Source organism: Acidovorax sp. NCPPB 3576, assembly GCF_028473605.1.
GTDB lineage: Bacteria > Pseudomonadota > Gammaproteobacteria > Burkholderiales > Burkholderiaceae_C > Paracidovorax.
Genome location: NZ_CP097267.1, coordinates 4,605,151 through 4,623,822 on the forward strand (window position 1 = coordinate 4,605,151; position 18,672 = coordinate 4,623,822).

Sequence of the window (18,672 nt, forward strand, 5' to 3'; positions counted from 1 at the left end):
AGGCACAATCGGCCCGGAGGTGAAACAGGTGCACAAAGTGCTGGTGATCGAGGACGACCGCGGCGTGGCCGACTATCTGCACCAGGGGCTGTCCGAGTGCGGCTACCGCGTCGATGTGGCGCACGACGGCCCCAGCGGGCGGGCGCTGGCACTGGGCGGCAACTATGCGCTGGTGCTGCTGGACGTCATGCTACCGGGATGCGACGGCTTCGAGGTGCTGCGCGCCATTCGGGACAAGGGCGGGCAGCCCGTGCTGATGCTGACGGCACGCGACCGGCTGGACGACAAGGTACTGGGCCTGAATGCGGGTGCGGACGACTACCTCGTCAAGCCGTTCGCCTTTTCCGAACTGCGGGCACGGGTCGAGGCGCTGATTCGCCGGGGCCATGCCAGCATTCAGGAGCAGACCGTGCTGCGCGTCGCCGATCTGGAACTGGACCTGGCAGCGCACAATGTGCGCCGCGAAGGCCGCCGCATCGAGCTGTCTACCAAGGAATTCCAGCTGCTGTCCTTGCTGCTGCGCCGCAAGGGACAGGTGCTGACCCGCACCACGTTGGCCGAACGCGTCTGGAACATCCATTTCGACTCCGACACCAACATGGTGGAAGTCGCGGTGCGGCGCCTGCGCGCCAAGGTGGACGACGCATTCCGCCACAAGTTGATCCACACGGTGCGCGGTGTGGGCTACATCCTGGAGTTCCGCGGAGGTGCAGATGGCGACGCATGAACCCCGCCGGCGGGCGCCGCATTCCGTGGTGCGCCGCCTGGCGCTGCAGTTGGGCCTGGGCGTGGCGCTGCTGCTGGGTGCGATTTCCGTCGTCGTATACCTGGGGGTGCAGACGCTGCAGGAGCAGGCCCAGTCGCGCATCTTGGGCATCAAGGTCCAGAAGCTGGTGGAAACCTCCAGCGCGATGTGGCGACCCGAGAACCAGGACTTTCTGCACCTGCTGCAGACCAACGCCGTCAAGCGCCAGGGCTCGCGGCTGCAGCTGCTGCACCCCGACGGCTCGGCGTTCTACCTCGATCCCCACGACGAAGCACACACGCTGTCGCCGCAGGTGCGTTCACGCAGCTTCGAGCTGCGGTCGGCTGACGGACAGCGGTCGCTGCGGGGCCGCTTCGATGTCGATATCGCAGAGGACGAGCAGCGACAGCAGACCCTGGCGCGCCTGCTGGCCCTGGCCACCGCGGCCGGGGCTTTGGTGAGCGCAGGACTCGGATTCGCCGTAGTGCGGCATGGCCTGCGCCCGCTGAGCCAACTGGCCCGGCAGACCCAGGCGATGTCTGCAGGCCGGCAACTCGCGCATCTGCAACTGTCGGCGCGCAGTGCCGAGCTGGCGCCGCTGGTAGACCAGTTCAACGAACTCATCGACCGGCTCGAAGCGGGCCGCGCGCAACTGGAGGCTTTCAATGCCGACGTGGCGCATGAGCTGAGAACGCCGCTCACCGCGCTCATCGGCAAGACCGAGCTGGCGCTGTCGCGACCGCGTGCGGCGCCCGAGCTGGCGCGAACGCTGGCGTCCAACCTGGAAGATCTGGGGCGCATGGCCTCGGTGGTGAACGATATGTTGTTCCTGGCGCGCGCCGACGGAGGGCTGCGCGCGCGCGTGGATGCGCCACGCAATCTGGGTCTGCTCATCACCGAACTGTTCGAGTACCACGAGGCCGACGCCGCTGAGCGGGGCCTGCGGCTAGCCCTGGAAGGCGAGCTCATGCTGCCGGTGGACGAACGGTTGGTGCAGCGCGGCGTCTCCAACCTGCTCAGCAACGCGTGCCGCTATGCCGCGCCAGGCAGCACCGTCCGCGTGAAGCTGGCTGCGGGCGGTGCGGACGGCCCCGGCGTGTCAGTGGCCAACGAAGGGCCACCGATTCCCGAGGCCGCATTGCCTCGCCTGTTCGACCGCTTCTATCGCGGCGACTCGGCCCGGCACCGCGAGGGCATGCACGCGGGCCTGGGACTGTCCATCGTGGCGGCCATCGCCCGCATGCACGGCGGCGATGTCTGGGCGCGCTCGGCGGCCGACGGCACCGAGGTCGGCATGCGGTTCGGGACGGCGCCGGCCGGCTGACGACCTCTCCGCATCTGCGCACGTGCCCGCGCTGCGTGCCGTCGTCGCAACCGTCCTGGGCGCACGGTCTCAGCCATCCCCCCCGCCGCTGATCCGTTGCATCCCCGGGTCGCGCCGCGGGAAGGCGCGGGTCGACAGGGCATGGCTTTAGCATGCGCCCATGCACGGCACCCTGTTTCCCTCCCGATCGCCTTCCCGGCATGCAGCCCATCGACTCGGCCCCGCGCCGTGGCCGAGAGGCCCCCGCCTCGCTGCCACCCTGCTGCTGGCCCTGCTCGCCGGCTGCGCGCATGCGCCCCCGGACCCTGCCGCCCCCACCCCCTGGCTCGCCCAGGTCCAGGCCCTGCTGCCCGCCGATGTGCTGCTGATCGGCGAGCAGCACGATGCCCCCGAACACCAGGCGCTGGAGCGCGAGGCCGTGCAGTGGCTGGCCGCGCGCGGGCAACTGGCGGCGCTGGTGATGGAGATGGCCGACAGCGGGCGGGCCACCGACGGCCTGCCCCGCGATGCGGACGAGGCCCAGGTGCAGCAGGCGCTCGGCTGGAACGCGGCGGCCTGGCCGTGGGCGCAGTACGGCCCGGTGGCCATGGCCGCGGTGCGCGCCGGCGTGCCGGTGCGCGGCGGCAACCTGCCGCGGGCGGACCTGCGCGAGGCGATGCGGGACGAGCGCTGGGACCGGCACCTGGACGCCGCGGCGCTGGCGCGCCAGCACACCGCCCTGCGCGAGGGGCACTGCGGCCTGCTGCCCGAGGCGCAGATTCCCGGCATGGCCCGCATCCAGATCGCACGCGATGCCCGCATGGCGGCGGTGGCCGCAGCGGCGCGGCGGCCCGGGCAGGTGGTGGTGCTGGTGGCCGGCGGCGGCCACGTGCTGCGCGGCGTGGGCGTGCCCACGCACTGGTTTCCGGGCCTCACGGCCAAGGTGGCGCTGGCGCAGGCCGGCGGCGCGCCCGGCCCGCAGGCGGGCGACGCCGACGCGGTGCAGGCCACCGCGGCCCTGCCGGCGCGCGACCATTGCGCGGAGCTGCGCCGCGCGCAGGGCGCCAGGCCCTGAGGCGCCACGGTCCCTCCAGCGCAGGATTCAAGCCAAAACGGCCTCCAGCGCATGATTCACTAGGGCATATAGCTATTATTTTTATAGCATATTGTGGGTCTGGCCGCCCTCGCCTCCTGGGCCGGCGCCGTGCGCAGACCCGCCCGCCTGCGCGCGCAGCAGCGCCGTGAACTCGGCCGCCGGCAGCGGGCGCTGGCACAGGTAGCCCTGGTAGCGGTCGCACCCGCGCTCGCGCAGGAAGGCGAGCTGCTCGGGCGTCTCCACGCCTTCGGCCAGCACCGCCAGCCCCAGGCTGTGGCCCATGGCGATGATGGCCGTGCAGATGGCCATGTCGTCGGTGCTTTGCGGCAAATCGCGGATGAAGCCCTGGTCGATCTTGAGCACGTCGATGGGAAAGCGCTTGAGGTGGGCGAGCGACGAGTAGCCCGTGCCGAAGTCGTCGATGGCCATGCGCAGGCCCAGTCCGCGCAGTCGCAGCAGCACCTGGCGCGCCTCCTCGGGCCGCTCGGCGAGCGCACCTTCGGTGATCTCCAGCTCCAGCTGCGTGGGCGGGTAGCCCGAGGCGGACAGGGCCGATGCCGCACAGCCGGCCAGGTCGGTCAGGTGGAACTGGCGCGGCGACACGTTCACGGCCACCGTCAGGCCGGGCAGCCCGGCCTCGCGCCATGCCTGGCCCTGGCGGCAGGCCTCGTGCATGACCCATTCGCCCAGCGGGCCGATCACGCCGGAATGCTCGGCCACCGGGATGAAGCGGGCGGGGGAAATCATGCCCTCCTGCGGGTCCATCCAGCGCACCAGCGCCTCGGCGCCGATGACGCGGCCCGTGGCGATGTCCACCTGCGGCTGGTAGTGCAGCTGCACGTGGCCCAGTGCCAGCGCAGCGCGCAGGCGCGATTCGAGGGCGAGGCGCTCGCGCGCGGCGCGCGTCATGTCTTCGCTGAAAAAGCACCAGGCGCCGCGCCCGCGCTCCTTGGCGCCATAGACGGCGGCGTGGGCGCCCTGCAGCAGCGCCTGGGCGCTGTCGCCGTGGCGCGGGAACAGGCTGATGCCCACGCTCGCGCCGGCCACCACCTCGAAGCCCTCGGGCGAGCGCCAGGGCTCGGCCACGGCGGCGATCAGCGTGCGGGCGATGGCGGCGGCTTCGTCCTCGCTCTGCGCCTGCCGCACGAGCACGCCCATTTCGTCGCCCGCCAGGCGCCCGGCCAGGTCGCCGGGGCGCAGGGCCGATTCGAGCCGGCGGGCGATGTGCCGCAGCACCTCGTCGCCCACGGCGTGGCCGTAGCTGTCGTTGACGTCCTTGAAGCGGTCCAGGTTGAGCAGCAGCACGGCCATGGGTTCGCCGCTGTGGCGGGCCTGCACGGTGGCCTCCTGCAGCCGCTGGGCGAACCAGGTGCGGTTGGGCAGGCCGGTGAGCGGGTCGTTGTGGGCCAGGAACGCCAGTCGCTGGCGCTGCGCGTGCTCCTGCGAGATGTCGGTGAACAGGCACACGTAGTGCGTCACCACGCCGGCGCCGTCGCGCACGGTGCTGAGCGACATGCGCTCGGGAAACACCTCGCCGTTCTTGCGCCGGTTCCAGATCTCGCCCTGCCAGCGGCCGGTGCGCGACAGTTCGGACCACAGGGCCTCGTAGAAGGCGCGGTCGTGGCGGCCGGACTTGAACAGCCGCGGGGTCTGGCCCAGCAATTCGGCCTCGGTGTAGCCCATCAGCCGCGTGAAGGCCGCGTTCACCGACAGGATGCGGTTGTTCGCATCGGTCACCACCATGCCCTCGATCGCGTTGTCCACCACCGTGGTCGCCAGGCGCTGGCGCCGCTCGGCGCCGCGCGCCATGCGGGCCCAGGCGCGGCCCCGGCGCGTGAGCGCGGCGGCATCGGACGCCTGCAGCCGGCGCAGCCCGACCACCGCCAGCGCGGCGGAAACGAGCACGAAAGCGATGTCCTTGGCGCTGCCCAACCAGCCGGCCCCTGCCCTGCCGCCCAGAGGCTCGCCGGGCAGCCACGACAGCAGCGCATCGCCGCCCGCCACCCACGCCACGCCCGCCGCCACATACGCGGCCCAGGCCCAGCCCGGCACCCGCTTCAGGGCGGGGCCCTCCTCTTCATCCATGAATGTCCTTGTTGTGTTTCGCCTCGCCCGGCGGGAGGCGCCACGCCTTCCCGCCGCCCTCCTTGGGGATCGTATTCTCGCGCCAGCCAAGGCCCCTCAGGCGATCGGCAAAGCGGTGCCGGAACGGCGCGCGGGGCCTTGCAACTTTCGGTCCGCTACCGGCCCCGGGCCTTGCTGCGACAATCGCCCGGCTATGAACCAAGCCTATATCCTTACCCTGTCCTGTCCCGACAAGCTCGGGCTGGTGCATGCGGTGTCCGGCTTCCTGCTGGAGCATGGCGGCAACATCGAAGAGGCCGCCCAATACAACGACCACGCCACCGGGCTCTTTTTCATGCGCGTGCAGTTCGCCTGCGGGGCGCACGACCACGCCGCGCTCAAGACGCAGCTGGCCGCCTTCGCCGGCCCGCACGACATGCACTGGCAACTGCACCCGGTGTCCGAGCCGATGAAGACCGTCATCATGGTCAGCCGCGAAGGCCACTGCCTGAACGATCTGCTGTTTCGCTGGAAGTCCGGCCTGCTGCCGGTGCACATCGCGGCCATCATCAGCAACCACCGCGACTTCTACCAGCTGGCGGCCAGCTACAACGTGCCGTTCCACCACATTCCCGTGACGGCCGCCACCAAGGCGCAGGCCGAGGCGCGGCAGTTCGAGATCATCGAATCCGAAGGCGCCGAACTGGTGGTGCTGGCGCGCTACATGCAGGTGCTGTCGGACGACCTGTGCCGCAAGCTGCAAGGCCGGGCCATCAACATCCACCACAGTTTCCTGCCCAGCTTCAAGGGCGCCAAGCCCTACTACCAGGCGCACGACCGCGGCGTGAAGCTGATCGGCGCCACCGCCCACTACGTGACGGCCGACCTGGACGAGGGCCCGATCATCGAGCAGGACGTGGCCCGCGCGGACCACAGCAAGACGGTGGAAGACCTCACCGCCATGGGCCGGGACACCGAAAGCCAGGTGCTCGCCCGCGCCGTCAAGTGGCACACCGAGCACCGCGTGCTGCTCAACGGCCACAAGACCGTGATCTTCCGCTGACAAGCAGCCAGCGTACGTCTAGAAGTTCGCACGCTTCTCATGTTCACTCACACCACGACCGCTTATGCAATCCTCCGTTAAAGCTACTGCGCGCCCCGTCGGAGTAGACCTCTTTGCTGGTGCAGGAGGCCTTTCGCTGGGGTTTGAGCAGGCAGGATTTGATGTGGCAGCAGCAGTGGAGATTGATCCCATTCACTGCGCTACTCACGAATACAACTTTCCGCATTCAAAAGCCATCTGTGCCTCGGTCGTCGACTTGTCAGGGGAAGACATCCGACAGATTGCCAGCCTTGGAAAAATTGATATTGATGTAGTTTTTGGCGGCGCCCCTTGCCAAGGCTTCTCCATGATCGGAAAGCGTGCCCTGGATGACTCGCGCAATCAATTGGTTTTTCACTATGTGCGACTTGTTCGAGAGCTCAATCCAAAATATTTCGTATTCGAGAACGTCAGAGGTTTGACCCTAGGCAAACACGTGCGTTTTCTTCAAGAGCTCATCGATGAGCTTGCAAGCGCAGGATATAAAGTCTTACTGCCTTATCAAGTGCTGAACGCCGCAGACTTTGGAGTTCCGCAAGATCGGAAGCGGCTATTTCTTCTGGGGGCTCGATCAGATCAGCGGCTTCCGCATTATCCAAAGGCTTCCAAGTTGCGCGCAACAGTGTGGGATGCAATCAGTGACCTGCCAAACGCTGATGAATTCGCGCAACTAGAGAAAGGTGATTCGATATCTGTCCGATGGAATACGCGCCCTGCTTACGCACGACGTTTGAGGTGTTTAGAAGTTGATGCCGCAGACTTCAGCTATCCGCGAGAATTCCTAAAGAATCGATTGACGAGCAGTCTACGAACAAGTCACACCGACCTCTCAAAAGAACGCTTTTTGGCGACTGCGCCAGGAGAGACAGAACCAATCAGCCGCTTTAAAAAACTCCACCCTGATGGACTATGTAATACCTTACGCGCGGGAACCGATAGCGCACGTGGTGCTTTTACGTCTCCGAGGCCAATTCATCCAATATTGCCTAGAGTGATTACCGTTCGAGAGGCTGCGCGTTTGCATTCTTATCCTGATTGGTTTCGCTTTCACGCGACAAAGTGGCATGGTTTCAGACAAATTGGCAACAGTGTTCCGCCACTGCTAGGGCGAGCAGTTGCAGCGGAGATCATAGGCGCGCTGAGCCTAACCCCTTGCAAGCCAGGAAGATCTTTGCAGCTTGGAAAAGAATCTCTATTGAATTTCCAGATGCTTGACGCTTCACGATATTTTGGCGTAGCAAGGAATGTCATAGCTCAACGGCAGCGCAACCCCATCAATCGAGACGTTCTCACCCGCAGCATTGAAGAGGCATATGTCTAAGCTCAAGGCACAACCGTTGCAAGGTAATATTCCAAAAACCCCCAATCGATACTCCGCAATCATTGAGCGTGTTTTCCGGAATCACTACGAGGAAGGGGCAGACTCTTTTGAATTCACACGAGAAGAGCTTGTGGCAGTAGCAACGGAACTGGGCCTGCGATTGCCAAAGAATGTAGGCGATTTGATCTATTCTTTTCGCTATAGAAACGAACTCCCGAATGGAATTCTTGAGTCTGCGAAACTAGGACTTGAGTGGATCATTGAGGGAGCGGGACGCTCCAAGTATCGCTTTCGCCTTGCGCAACGCAATCGGATAATACCCCGAGACGATTTACTCACAATCAAAATTCCGGATTCGACGCCGGAAATCATAGGCGCGTATGCACTCGGCGATGAGCAAGCCTTGCTTGCCAAAGTCCGCTACAACCGATTGATAGACGTATTTCTTGGTATATCGGCCTACTCTCTTCAGAATCATTTGCGCACAACAGTCAAGGGGATAGGGCAGATCGAGATTGATGAGATCTATGTCGGCTTAGACAAGCACGGCAAGCAATTTGTGGTTCCAGTACAAGCCAAAGGCGGGTCTGACAAGCATGGCGTAGTGCAGACTCAGCAAGACATTGCACTATGTGCCCAAGCTTTTCCTGGTTTGATTTGCAGGCCAGTGTCCGCACAGTTCATGACCGACGAGCGAATTGCCATGTTTGAACTGACGGTGATGGATGGAAGTGTGAAAGTCGTGGAAGAGCGGCATTACCAATTGGTCAACGCGCACGCCATAACTTCATCCGATCTTGAGCAATATTCCCGAGCGTAAATTTGGTGTGGCGGCCCGCATCCCGCCGATCCAGTGCCTGCTCACCTTCGAGGCCCTGGCCCGCCTGCGCAGCGTGACGCAGACCGCCGACGAACTGTGCGTGACCCCCAGCGCCGTCAGCCACCGCGTTCGCCAGCTCGAACAGATTTTGGGCGTGCGGCTGTTCGGCCGCGCCGATTTCTCGCTCACCACTGAAGGCAGCGCGTACCTGGCCCATGTGCGCGAGGGCCTGAGCGCGCTGCAGCGCTTTCCGGGCGCGGCCACGGCGCCGGGCAAGCGGCGGCTCAAGCTGGCGGTGACGCCGACCTTCGCCCGCGCCATCCTGATCCCGCGCCTGCGTCAGTTCACCGAGGCCTATCCCGAGATCGACCTGGCGCTGCAGGTGTCCATTCCGCTGCTGGACGTGGTGGCCGAGGACGCCGACCTGATCGTGCGCTTCGGCCCGGGGCACTATGCCGACCTGGAACACGTGGAGCTGGCTCGCGACCGGGTCACGCCGCTCGCATCGCCCGCCTTCGTGCGCGAACACGGCCCCTTCGAGCGGCCTGAGGACCTGGAGCGGGCAGCCCTGCTGCGCAGCCCGCTGGAGCCCTGGCGCACCTGGTTCGGTGCCAGCGGCCTCGACTGGGCCGAGCCCACCGAAGGCTCGCAGTTCAACGACATCGGCCTGATGTGCGACGCCGCCGCGGCCGGCATGGGCGTGGCACTGGTGCGGCTCAAGCTCGGCGCGCCCTGGCTGGAGAACGGCACCCTCGTGCGCCTTTTTCCCGGCGAGGCCCCCAGCCCGCATGCGCACTACCTGTGCTGGCGTACCGGCACCATGGACCGCTGGGAGTGCGCCGCCTTCACCGACTGGCTGCGCCGCACCATGGCCTGAGCACGGCCGAAATCCGCCTGCCTGGGCCGCCGCCATCTCTGGCAAAACCCGGATTTCGCAAAACACGCTTGCGCGGCGCGCGCAGGGCCGGCAAGATTCCCAAAGGCCCTGCATTGGCGCGGGTCTATATTTCGCGGAAGGCGGGCGCGGCTTCAAAACCATGAAATGACGCGCCTCGCCGGTTTTCCAGCAGGCCCGGCATTCAAGCCAGGGGCCGCAGTGGCCGATAACCCCTTGATGCCGCCCACCAGGACTTTTGCGACCATGAACGCCTCCACCGATCCCATTGCCGCATCCGAGCTGGAACGCGCGCGCACCACCGGCCTGCTGGCCGCGCTGGAACGGGTGCAATGCACCATCGAATTCGACCTGGCCGGCAAGGTGCAGCACGCCAACCCGCTGTTCCTGGCCCGCATGGGCTACACCCTCGACGAAATCGTCGGCCAGCACCACCGCATCTTCTGCCCGCCCGACGTGGCGGCCAGCGCGGCCTACAGCGCCATGTGGGAGCGCCTGGCCGCCGGCGAGATCGTCGAAGGCGTGTTCCTGCGGCTCACCAGGCAGGCCGATCCCGTGTGGCTGCAGGCCTCCTACAACCCCATCTTCGACAGCGCCGGGCGCCCGGTGGGCGTGGTCAAGCTGGCCACCGACGTGACCCAGGCGCGCAACGCCCAGGCCGACTTCGAGGGCAAGATCGCCGCGATGAACCGGGTGCAGGCCATGATCGAGTTCGACCTGGGCGGCAAGGTGCTGCACGCCAACCCCAATTTCCTGAAGGTGTTCGGCTACACCGAGGACGAAGTGGTGGGCCAGCACCACCGGATGTTCTGCACGCCCGAGGTGGTGCGCTCGGCGGACTACGCGCGGCTGTGGGAGCGGCTGGCCCGCGGCGAAGTCGATGCCGGGCGCTACCGCCGCGTGGCCAAGGACGGCAAGGACGTGTGGATCCAGGCGTCGTACAACCCCATCCTCGACACCTCCGGCAAGCCCTACAAGGTGGTCAAGTTCGCCACCGACATCACCGAGGAAACGCGCCAGGCCGCCGAAACCAAGGGCAAGCTCGACGCCATCGGGCTGTCGCAGGCGGTGATCGAATTCGGCGTGGATGGCACCATCCTCACGGCCAACCCGAACTTCCTGCGCACCATGGGCTACACGCTCGACGAGATCCGCGGCAAGCACCACAGCATGTTCTGCGACCCCGATTTCGTGAAGACGCAGACCTACCGCGATTTCTGGGCGGACCTGGGCGAGGGCAAGTTCCAGAGCGCGCGCTACCGGCGCATCGGCAAGCACGATGCCGGCATCTGGATCCAGGCGACCTACAACCCGATCTTCGACGTGGAAGGCCGCGTGTACAAGGTGGTGAAGTTCGCGGTCAACGTGACCGAGCAGGTCGAACGCGAGACCGCCGTGTCGCAGAAGGTGCGGGACATCGGCGCCGTGCTGCATGCCATCTCCACCTCGATCCAGCAGGTGGCGCGCAGCTCCGAACGATCGGCCGACCTGGCCACGCAGACCCAGCGCGAGGCCGGCCAGGGCCACCAGGTGCTGGCCCGCTCGCGCGAAGCCATCGCCGCGATCGAGCAGTCGTCGACCGACATCCGCGACATCGTCGCCACCATCGGCGAGATCTCCAGCCAGACGCACCTGCTGGCCTTCAACGCGGCCATCGAGGCGGCGCGCGCCGGGCCGCACGGCATCGGCTTTTCGGTGGTGGCCGACGAGGTGCGCAAGCTGGCCGAAAAGTCGGCGCTCGCCGCGCAGGAAATCTCCAAGCTCGTGGGCAGCAGCGTGGCCCGCGTGGCCGAAGGCGGCCGGCTGTCCGAAGAGGTGGGCGCGGCCTTCAGCCGCATCCTGGCCGCGGTGGACAGCACCAGCCAATCCATCGGCGAGATCCGCAACGCCATGCTGGCGCAGGAAACGTCCACCCAGGACGTCGTCGTGCTGCTGGACAAGCTGCAGGGCGCCAGCTCCGGGCGCACGGGCGCATGACTCCACAGGGCAGCCCGCCACTGCAGGCCCAAGCCCAGGCCCATGTGCGGGTGCGCGTGGGCGATTGCCACATCGCCATCGCGGCGGCGCATGTCGAGCGCGCGCTGGCCATCCCGCCCGAAGGCCTGGCGGCCCTTCCCCGCCGGCAGGGTGCGCTGGCTGGAATGATCGATCTGCAAGGCCGGCCGGTGCCGGTCGTGTCGCTGGAGCGCTGGCTGCCCATGGGCGCCTCGCCCGGCAATGCGCCCCTGCAGCGGGTGCTGGTGCTCCATGCGGGGCAGGCGCTGATCGGTTTGCGGGTGGACGAGGTCCTGGGCGTGAAGCCCGTCGATCCGCAGGCCATCGTGCGCGTGCACCACGACGGCGGCGTGGAGGAGTTGTTCCAGTCGGTCGTGCCCGCTTCGGCTGGCGATCCGATCCTGTCCGTGCTCGAAGTCGAGCGCCTGATGGCCCTGTGCCAGGTGTGGTGCCAGGAGGCTTCGGTGGCGACGGCGACGCCGGCAGGCGCCGCGGCCCCGGTGGCGGCTGCGCCATCGGCCCAGGCGGTGGCCGTGCGGCATGCGGTCTTCGCCGTGGGAGACGATCTGTGGGCCGTGCCGGCCAGCGGCATCCACACGGTGGTGCCCCTGCCGCGCATCGAGCTGAACGTGCCCCCCGGCCACTTCACGGTGGGCATCAGCGAACTGCAAGGCCGCAAGCTGCCGCTGGTGAGCGTGGCCCAGCCGCCCGCCCGTGCCGGTGCCGACCTCTCCCCGTGGGTGGCCGTGCTGGAAAGCCAGGGCCAATGGATCGGCCTGACGGTGGACAACTGCCGCCAACTGGCCGACCTGGCGGAGTCCGACCTGGCGCCCACCCCGGGCGATCCGCTGCTCAAGGGCATCGCCCTGGTGCCGGGCCTGGGCACGCTGCGGGTGCTGGACATCGGCAAGGTGTTCGACGCCGTGCCCGAGGCGGCCGTGAGCGAAGTGGCATCCCCGGCACCCGGCGAGGGAGCGGGCGATGCGGCAGGCCTCGGCCCCGGGGGCGCGGGCACGGATTCGGCCGGCGGGCCCCACTTTCTGATCTTCGAGGCCGACGCGCTGTATGCCTCGCCGGTGGACAGCGTGGTCGGCGTCGTCGAGCTGCCCCAAGCCACGATCGATGAATTGGCCCGCGGCCGGACCGCCGTCATGCCGTGGCGCGGCAAGGCGCTCAAGGTCGTGCCACTGCCCTCGCTCAACGGCCAGCCCAGCCCCGAGCCGCCGCGCATGGCCATCCTGCTGCAGCCCGACCCGGCGGAACACGCCACCGTGGGCATCGCCATCACCCGGCTGTGCGACTGGCTGCCAGCCCACCGTGCCGACGTGCGCGAAATGCGGCTCGGCTCGGTGGGCGAGTTCCGCATGGTCACGCACCAGCACGGTGGCGCCAGCGCCAGCATGGTCGTGGTCGATCTGGGCCAGATGGCCTATCTGCTGGGCTGACGCGCCCCTACCCTGAAGGCCCCCTCCATGACCCCAGCCAGCCCCCCCGAGAACGAAGCACAGCGCCTGCGCGCGTTGCAGGATCTGATGCTGCTCGACACGCCCCCGGAGGAACGCTTCGACCGCTTCGTGCGGTTTGCGGCCGAGCAGCTGGACGTGCCGATCGCCCTGATGAGCCTCATCGACGGCCAGCGGCAATGGTTCAAGTCGCGCGTCGGGCTCGACGTGCCGCAGACCAGCCGCGACGTGTCGTTCTGCGCCCACGCCATCCTGCAGCCCGACCTGTTCGTGGTGGAGGATGCCAACCTCGATGCACGCTTTGCCGACAATCCCCTGGTGACCCAGGCGCCGCACATCCGCTTCTATGCCGGCGCCCCGCTGTGCGCGCCGACCGGCGAGCGCCTTGGTACGCTGTGCATCATCGACACCAAGCCCCGCAGCCTTACCGCGACCGAGCGGGCCGTGCTGCGGGCGCTGGGCACCCTGGCCAACGAAACCATTGCCGGCAAAGACTCAGACGCATGACCCGTTCGCCCCCCTTGCCCCTCCTTTTGCTGGTGGAACCGCAATTCGTCCTGCGCCGCACGATCGTCTCGGTCGCGCGCGACCTCGGCCTGGTGGACTTCCAGGAGGCCACCAGCGTGGCGCGGGCCCTGCCGGTGCTGGCGGCCCAGCCCTTTTTCGGCCTGGTGCTCGATTGCGACGATGCCGCCGCCTCCACCGATCTGCTGGCGCGCCTGCGCAGCGGGGCGTTCGCCTGCCCGGCCGACGTGCCCGTGCTGGCCATGTCCTCGCTGCCCGACCCGGACCGCGATGCCTGGCGCGCAGCCATCGGCGTCACGGGCACGCTGCGCAAGCCCTTCAAGATCGGCGCGCTGCTGGAATCGGTGCAGGCCATGGCGGGGCGCCGGCCATGAGCGCGCGCCCACCTCGCCTGGCGATGCGCGGGCCCCTGGCACGCGCGGGCACCATGCCCCCCTTCACCCCCCCTTTGGGAGACCGCCGCCCGTGCCACCGCTGAGTTCGATCACCCGCCCCGAAGAAACGGACCCGGCGCTCGAGCAAGAGCGCCAGCGCATCTGCGCCCTGCGAGCCACCGGCCTGCTGGAGACGCCGGAGAGCGACGGCTTCGACCGCATCACGCGGCTGGCCAGTGCGCTGTTCGACGCCCCCATCGCGCTGGTGACGCTGGTGGACATCGAGCGCCAATGGCACAAGTCGCGCGTGGGCCTGTCCGCGCGCGAACTGCCCCGCTCGGTGGCGTTTTGCCACTACACCATCCAGTCCACCGAGGTGATGGTGGTCGAGGACACCTTGCTGGACGAGCGCTTCGTCCGCAACCCGCTGGTGACCGGCGAGCTGGGCGTGCGCTTTTACGCAGGCGCCCCGCTGGTGCTGCCCGGCGGCCAGGCGCTGGGCGCGCTCTGCATTCTGGACCAGCGCCCGCGCGCATTCGATGCCGCCCAGCGCCAGCAGCTCCAGGACCTGGCCGCGCTCGTCATGAACGAGATCGCGCTGCAGCGCACGGCCGGGCGCATCAACGAGATCACCAGCCTCTACAACCGGGCCCAGCTCGTGCAGGACCTGATGAGCCTGTGCACCCAGGCCCCCGGCGAGCAGCGGACGCTCGTGCTGCTGGACGTGATCCGCGACCGCGACCTGCAGCAGGCGGTGCGCGCCGTCGGCATCGCCCCGCTGGAGGCCGGCCTGCGCGACGTGACGCTGCACCTGATGCAGGCCCTGGGGCCCGGGGTGCAGCTGTACCACGCGTCCGAGACCCGGTTCGCCTACCTGCTGCCCGAGAGCGGCCCCGAGGCGCGGCAGCAGACGCAGGAGCAGGCCGTGCTGCGGGTGCAGCGCCACCTGCAGGAGGCGTTCCGCACGAGCCGCGTGGTGCTGGAGCTTTACCTGGTGGCGGGCCTGGCGCGCTTCACCCTCGATGCGGAGTCCTCAGGCGACGTGCTGCGCCGCGCGACCTCGGCCCTGCACCAGGCGGACGAGCTGAACCGCGCCTTCGTCTGGTACGCCCCCGAGTCCGACACGGCCCACCGCCGCGCCTTCGCGCTGCTGCGCGGCCTGACGCAGGGGCTGTCCGATGGCGACTTCCGCCTGGTCTATCAGCCCCAGTTCGAGGTGCGCCAGCAACGCTTTTCCGGCGTGGAGGCCCTGATCCGCTGGCGCCACCCGCTCCACGGCAACGTGTCGCCCGCCGAATTCATCCCGCAGGTGGAGCAGACCGCGCTGATCCACCTGCTCACCGAATGGGTGCTGCACACGGCCCTGGCCCAGCTGGCGCAGTGGAACCGCCAGGGCCTGCACCTGACGATGGCGATCAACGTGTCGGCCCGCAATCTGGAGCACCCGAATTTCATCACCATCCTGCGCAACGCCATCGCGCTGCACGGCGTGGCGGCACGGCAACTGCACATCGAATGCACCGAGAACGTGGCCCTGACCGGCCGGGCCACCCAGCGCGTGCTGGAAGAGATCCGCGCCATGGGCCTCAAAGTGTCGCTGGACGACTTCGGCATCGGCTACTGCAACCTGTCGTGCCTGCGCGGGCTGCCCGCGGAAATGCTCAAGCTCGACCAGTCGCTCGTCATGCCGATCGTGGACGACATGCAGGCCTGGACGCTGCTGCGCACCATCATCTCGCTGGGCCAGCGCCTGGGCTACCAGCTGGTGGCCGAAGGCGTGGAAACGCAGGAGATCCTGGACATGGTGTCCGAGGCGGGATGCGACCTCGTGCAGGGCTACTTCCTCGCCTACCCGATGGAAGCGCAGGAGGTGGCGCCCTTCTTCGCCGAACGCACGCCGGCAGCGCCTGGAAAGCTTTTCACGGACAGCGCGAAAGAACTTCACGCGCCCGCGCCCCACCGGCCCTCCGTTTGGCAGCCGGATTGACGTAGAGTGAAAACCAGCGGGGCCCGTCTGCCCCGCCGCAATCCATGACGCCTGCCACCGCCACCACCGATTCCTCTTCGGCGCCTGCCGCCCTCCGGGCACGCCTGCTCCCCGCGCTGCAGGCCGTGCTGCCCGCGCACGCGCTGCTCTGGCACGCCGAGGACACCACGCCCTACGAATGCGACGGGCTCACCGCCTACCGCCAGCGCCCGCTGGCCGTGGCACTGCCCGAGACATACGAGCAGGTGCAGGGCGTGCTGCGCGCCTGCCACGCGCTGTCGGTGCCCGTGGTGGCGCGCGGGGCCGGCACGGGCCTGTCGGGCGGGGCCATGCCGCATGCGCTGGGCGTGACGCTGTCGCTGGCCAAGTTCAACCGCATCCTGCGCATGGACCCCGTTTCGCGCACGGCCGTCGTGCAGTGCGGCGTGCGCAACCTGGCCATCAGCGAGGCCGCCGCGCCCCACGGGCTGTACTACGCGCCCGACCCGAGCAGCCAGATCGCCTGCACCATCGGCGGCAACATCGCCGAGAACTCCGGCGGCGTGCACTGCCTGAAATACGGCCTCACGGTGCACAACGTGCTGCGCATCGAAGGCTTCACCATGGAAGGCGAGCCCGTCACCTTCGGCAGCGAGGCGCTGGATGCGCCGGGCTACGACCTGCTGGCCGCCGTGATCGGCAGCGAGGGCATGCTGGCCGTGGCCACCGAGGTCACGGTGCGCCTCATCCCCAAGCCGCAACTGGCGCGCTGCATCATGGCCAGCTTCGACGACGTGCGGCGGGCCGGCGATGCGGTGGCGGCCATCATCGCTGCGGGCATCATCCCGGCGGGGCTGGAGATGATGGACAAGCCGATGACTGCCGCCGTGGAGGACTTCGTCTGCGCCGGCTACGACCTCACCGCCGAGGCCATCCTGCTGTGCGAATCCGATGGCACGCCCGAAGAGGTGCAGGAGGAGATCGGCCGCATGAGCGAGGTGCTGCGCGCGGCCGGCGCCACCGCCCTCACCGTGAGCCAGGACGAGGCCGAGCGCCTGCGTTTTTGGAGCGGCCGCAAGAACGCCTTTCCGGCCAGCGGCCGCATCAGCCCCGACTACATGTGCATGGACTCGACCATTCCACGCAAGCGGCTGGCCGACATCCTGCTGGCGATTTCCGGGATGGAAAAGAAATACGGGCTGCGCTGCGCCAACGTGTTCCACGCGGGCGACGGCAACCTGCACCCGCTGATCCTGTTCGATGCCAACGACCCCGACCAGTTGCACCGCTGCGAGCTGTTCGGCGCCGACATCCTGGAGACCAGCGTGGCCATGGGCGGCACGGTGACCGGCGAACATGGCGTGGGGATCGAAAAGCTCAACTCCATGTGCACCCAGTTCACCACCGAGGAGAACGCGCAGATGTTCGCGCTCAAGGCCGCCTTCGACCCGGCGGGCCTGCTCAACCCGGGCAAGGTGATCCCCACGCTGAACCGCTGCGCGGAGTATGGAAAGATGCTGGTGCGCGGTGGCCAGATCGCCCACCCGGACCTGCCGCGGTTCTGAGCGCCCAAGTTCTGAGCGCCCAAGAGCGGTCACACAACCCGGCGGCCGAGCGCTCACAGCATCAGCACCACGAGCAGGCAGGCCACCCAGGCTGCCAGCGGCGCCAGGTTCTGCCCCAGCCGGCGCGCGCGGCGGTAGAGGTAGGCGGGCGCCAGCCACACCCAGCCGCGAAAGCCCGCGGTGTCGTGCCCCGTGCGCCACAGCCAGCGCTCGTCCACGAAGGCCAGCAGCACGTTGAATGCCACCGTGAGAAAGAAGAACGCCCCCGACTGCACCGCGCGCTGCGACACGTACGGGTCGCGGTACACCAGGTAGGCCACGAAGCCCTCCAGCGAAACGCCCATGACCGGCGCGCACGCCAGCAGCCAGGCCAGCGTGTTGTTCACACCGCCATCCGCGGGATCGGCGGGCGCCGGCTCGTCCGTGTGGCAGCCGAGATGCGGCCGGAACTCCGAATGCTCCACCGGCACCCAGCACGGAAGCCCCGGCCGCCAGATGCGCTGGCCCGGCGGCAGGCGCCGTGCGTCGATCAGGCGCACGATCTCGTCGTCGGGCACCGGCCCGCGGCACCCGCCTTGCGCCTCGTAGAACCAGCGGGCACCCTCGCTGAAGGGGATATCGCCTTCCATCCAGCTCATCGCAGGAACTCCGCCCGGCCCATCGCGGCGGGCGCCCTTTCGGACGGATGGAGGGCCATGGGATCGGCCGGCGGCAGCCGCGTGACGGGCCGCGCCGCCGCGAGCCGGTGGTGCACGGCCCCTGAGGCGGGCAGCGGCCGGTAGCCACGCCATGCCCGCTCCAGCAGGCGCTGGTAGCCGGACGACAGCGCCGGTCCGTCGTGCGCGGCCTCGGCGAACACGAAGTCGGCCGACACCGGCTCGCGCGCGGTGTGGCTGGCGTATTCGGTGTCCACGCGCGAGCCGAGCCAGACGGGAACGGCTTCGTCCATGCGCCATTCGGTGATCTCGCGCACCCGCCGGAAATCGACCGACCGCTGGCGCAGCAGGTACAACGCCTCGGCCCCGCCCGGCTCGCGGGCATGGCCCGGCGGCAGGGCCGCGAGCGCCTCGCGCGTGAGCCGCGCATAGTGGGCCGTGGCCTGCTGGTGCTCGCAGGCGTATTCGACGATGCGGCGCCCGCGCGCATCCTGGAACGAGCGCCACTGCACCGCGGCGCAGGCCCCGCGGCGGTCCAGCGCCGTGCCCACCACCCGGCCCGGCACATCGCCACGCTCCAGATCCTTCACCTGCCGTACCGCGCCATCGCCGCAGCCGGCGAGCGCCATTGCGGCGCCGACCAGCGCCACCCATCCCTTGTGCATCGTTTTCTCTCCCCTGCCGAGCCCCTCGGCGGGCCCTGAAGTACCCGCCGGAAATCGGAAAGTTGACTTTTAATCAATTGTTTGCCGTTACTTTATCCGAAAATCAATCCTCCGTCA

16 protein-coding genes are annotated in these 18,672 nt (G+C 68.1%); 13 read left to right on the forward strand and 3 right to left on the reverse strand.

Translation table 11 applies throughout. From position 1 onward, the window contains the following. The first annotated feature begins 28 nt into the window (after positions 1 to 28). The 3 genes from M5C98_RS20955 (at position 29) to M5C98_RS20965 (ending at position 3,123) form a co-directional block, all read left to right on the forward strand. On the forward strand, positions 29 to 727 hold the full coding sequence (locus tag M5C98_RS20955; RefSeq protein WP_272549359.1) for a heavy metal response regulator transcription factor: 699 nt from the start codon (positions 29 to 31) through the stop codon (positions 725 to 727). Beyond that, a complete protein-coding gene (locus M5C98_RS20960; RefSeq protein WP_272549360.1) occupies positions 714 to 2,069 on the forward strand; it encodes a heavy metal sensor histidine kinase in 1,356 nt (451 codons plus the stop codon). Before M5C98_RS20955 ends, M5C98_RS20960 begins: the two co-directional genes overlap by 14 nt. A gap of 160 nt (positions 2,070 to 2,229) precedes the next feature. Then, complete coding sequence (locus tag M5C98_RS20965) at positions 2,230 to 3,123, forward strand: ChaN family lipoprotein (protein WP_272549361.1); 894 nt, start codon at positions 2,230 to 2,232, stop codon at positions 3,121 to 3,123. Positions 3,124 to 3,204: 81 nt separating this feature from the next. Here the strand turns inward: M5C98_RS20965 and M5C98_RS20970 are convergent, their stop codons facing one another. Then, complete coding sequence (locus tag M5C98_RS20970; RefSeq protein WP_272549362.1) at positions 3,205 to 5,229, reverse strand: putative bifunctional diguanylate cyclase/phosphodiesterase; 2,025 nt, start codon at positions 5,227 to 5,229, stop codon at positions 3,205 to 3,207. Positions 5,230 to 5,422: 193 nt separating this feature from the next. Here M5C98_RS20970 and purU point away from each other — a divergent pair, with 193 nt between their 5' ends. From purU to M5C98_RS21020, 10 genes are all read left to right on the forward strand, one after another. Further along, complete coding sequence (purU, locus tag M5C98_RS20975; protein ID WP_272549363.1) at positions 5,423 to 6,271, forward strand: formyltetrahydrofolate deformylase; 849 nt, start codon at positions 5,423 to 5,425, stop codon at positions 6,269 to 6,271. Positions 6,272 to 6,335: 64 nt separating this feature from the next. Next, positions 6,336 to 7,631, forward strand: coding sequence for a DNA cytosine methyltransferase (locus tag M5C98_RS20980; protein ID WP_272549364.1), 1,296 nt, complete (start codon positions 6,336 to 6,338; stop codon positions 7,629 to 7,631). Then, a complete protein-coding gene (locus tag M5C98_RS20985) occupies positions 7,624 to 8,451 on the forward strand; it encodes a hypothetical protein (protein ID WP_272549365.1) in 828 nt (275 codons plus the stop codon). Before M5C98_RS20980 ends, M5C98_RS20985 begins: the two co-directional genes overlap by 8 nt. Next, positions 8,429 to 9,328 carry a LysR substrate-binding domain-containing protein gene (locus M5C98_RS20990; RefSeq protein WP_272549366.1) on the forward strand — a complete coding sequence of 300 codons (900 nt, stop codon included), beginning with the start codon at positions 8,429 to 8,431 and terminating at the stop codon, positions 9,326 to 9,328. Before M5C98_RS20985 ends, M5C98_RS20990 begins: the two co-directional genes overlap by 23 nt. A gap of 264 nt (positions 9,329 to 9,592) precedes the next feature. Continuing rightward, a complete protein-coding gene (locus M5C98_RS20995) occupies positions 9,593 to 11,323 on the forward strand; it encodes a methyl-accepting chemotaxis protein (protein ID WP_272549367.1) in 1,731 nt (576 codons plus the stop codon). Further along, the gene (locus M5C98_RS21000; RefSeq protein WP_272549368.1) at positions 11,320 to 12,786 is read left to right on the forward strand and encodes a chemotaxis protein CheW; all 1,467 of its coding nucleotides are present in this window, start codon (positions 11,320 to 11,322) and stop codon (positions 12,784 to 12,786) included. Before M5C98_RS20995 ends, M5C98_RS21000 begins: the two co-directional genes overlap by 4 nt. Before the next feature lie 27 nt (positions 12,787 to 12,813). Continuing rightward, positions 12,814 to 13,311, forward strand: coding sequence for a GAF domain-containing protein (locus M5C98_RS21005; RefSeq protein WP_272549369.1), 498 nt, complete (start codon positions 12,814 to 12,816; stop codon positions 13,309 to 13,311). Then, a complete protein-coding gene (locus tag M5C98_RS21010; RefSeq protein WP_272549370.1) occupies positions 13,308 to 13,703 on the forward strand; it encodes a response regulator in 396 nt (131 codons plus the stop codon). Before M5C98_RS21005 ends, M5C98_RS21010 begins: the two co-directional genes overlap by 4 nt. Before the next feature lie 91 nt (positions 13,704 to 13,794). Further along, the gene (locus tag M5C98_RS21015; RefSeq protein ID WP_272549371.1) at positions 13,795 to 15,690 is read left to right on the forward strand and encodes a putative bifunctional diguanylate cyclase/phosphodiesterase; all 1,896 of its coding nucleotides are present in this window, start codon (positions 13,795 to 13,797) and stop codon (positions 15,688 to 15,690) included. 44 nt (positions 15,691 to 15,734) lie between these two features. After that, complete coding sequence (locus M5C98_RS21020; protein ID WP_272549372.1) at positions 15,735 to 17,234, forward strand: FAD-linked oxidase C-terminal domain-containing protein; 1,500 nt, start codon at positions 15,735 to 15,737, stop codon at positions 17,232 to 17,234. Positions 17,235 to 17,287: 53 nt separating this feature from the next. On the opposite strand, the gene M5C98_RS21025 is transcribed toward M5C98_RS21020, so the two are convergent. Together M5C98_RS21025 and M5C98_RS21030 are read right to left on the reverse strand one after the other, a co-directional pair. Then, entirely contained in the window at positions 17,288 to 17,872 is a 585-nt protein-coding gene (locus M5C98_RS21025; protein ID WP_272549373.1) for a GYF domain-containing protein, read from the reverse strand. Then, a complete protein-coding gene (locus M5C98_RS21030) occupies positions 17,869 to 18,555 on the reverse strand; it encodes a hypothetical protein (RefSeq protein ID WP_272549374.1) in 687 nt (228 codons plus the stop codon). Before M5C98_RS21030 ends, M5C98_RS21025 begins: the two co-directional genes overlap by 4 nt. Positions 18,556 to 18,672 lie beyond the last annotated feature (117 nt).

Bases quoted from the DNA above. Each gene is read 5' to 3' on its own strand.
- M5C98_RS20960 (WP_272549360.1), top strand. From the start codon at position 714: ATGGCGACGCATGAACCCCGCCGGCGGGCGCCGCATTCCGTGGTGCGC.
- M5C98_RS20965 (WP_272549361.1), top strand. From the start codon at position 2,230: ATGCACGGCACCCTGTTTCCCTCCCGATCGCCTTCCCGGCATGCAGCC.
- M5C98_RS20970 (WP_272549362.1), bottom strand. From the start codon at position 5,229: ATGGATGAAGAGGAGGGCCCCGCCCTGAAGCGGGTGCCGGGCTGGGCC.
- purU (WP_272549363.1), top strand. From the start codon at position 5,423: ATGAACCAAGCCTATATCCTTACCCTGTCCTGTCCCGACAAGCTCGGG.
- M5C98_RS20980 (WP_272549364.1), top strand. From the start codon at position 6,336: ATGCAATCCTCCGTTAAAGCTACTGCGCGCCCCGTCGGAGTAGACCTC.
- M5C98_RS20985 (WP_272549365.1), top strand. From the start codon at position 7,624: ATGTCTAAGCTCAAGGCACAACCGTTGCAAGGTAATATTCCAAAAACC.
- M5C98_RS20995 (WP_272549367.1), top strand. From the start codon at position 9,593: ATGAACGCCTCCACCGATCCCATTGCCGCATCCGAGCTGGAACGCGCG.
- M5C98_RS21000 (WP_272549368.1), top strand. From the start codon at position 11,320: ATGACTCCACAGGGCAGCCCGCCACTGCAGGCCCAAGCCCAGGCCCAT.
- M5C98_RS21005 (WP_272549369.1), top strand. From the start codon at position 12,814: ATGACCCCAGCCAGCCCCCCCGAGAACGAAGCACAGCGCCTGCGCGCG.
- M5C98_RS21010 (WP_272549370.1), top strand. From the start codon at position 13,308: ATGACCCGTTCGCCCCCCTTGCCCCTCCTTTTGCTGGTGGAACCGCAA.
- M5C98_RS21020 (WP_272549372.1), top strand. From the start codon at position 15,735: ATGACGCCTGCCACCGCCACCACCGATTCCTCTTCGGCGCCTGCCGCC.
- M5C98_RS21025 (WP_272549373.1), bottom strand. From the start codon at position 17,872: ATGAGCTGGATGGAAGGCGATATCCCCTTCAGCGAGGGTGCCCGCTGG.
- M5C98_RS21030 (WP_272549374.1), bottom strand. From the start codon at position 18,555: ATGCACAAGGGATGGGTGGCGCTGGTCGGCGCCGCAATGGCGCTCGCC.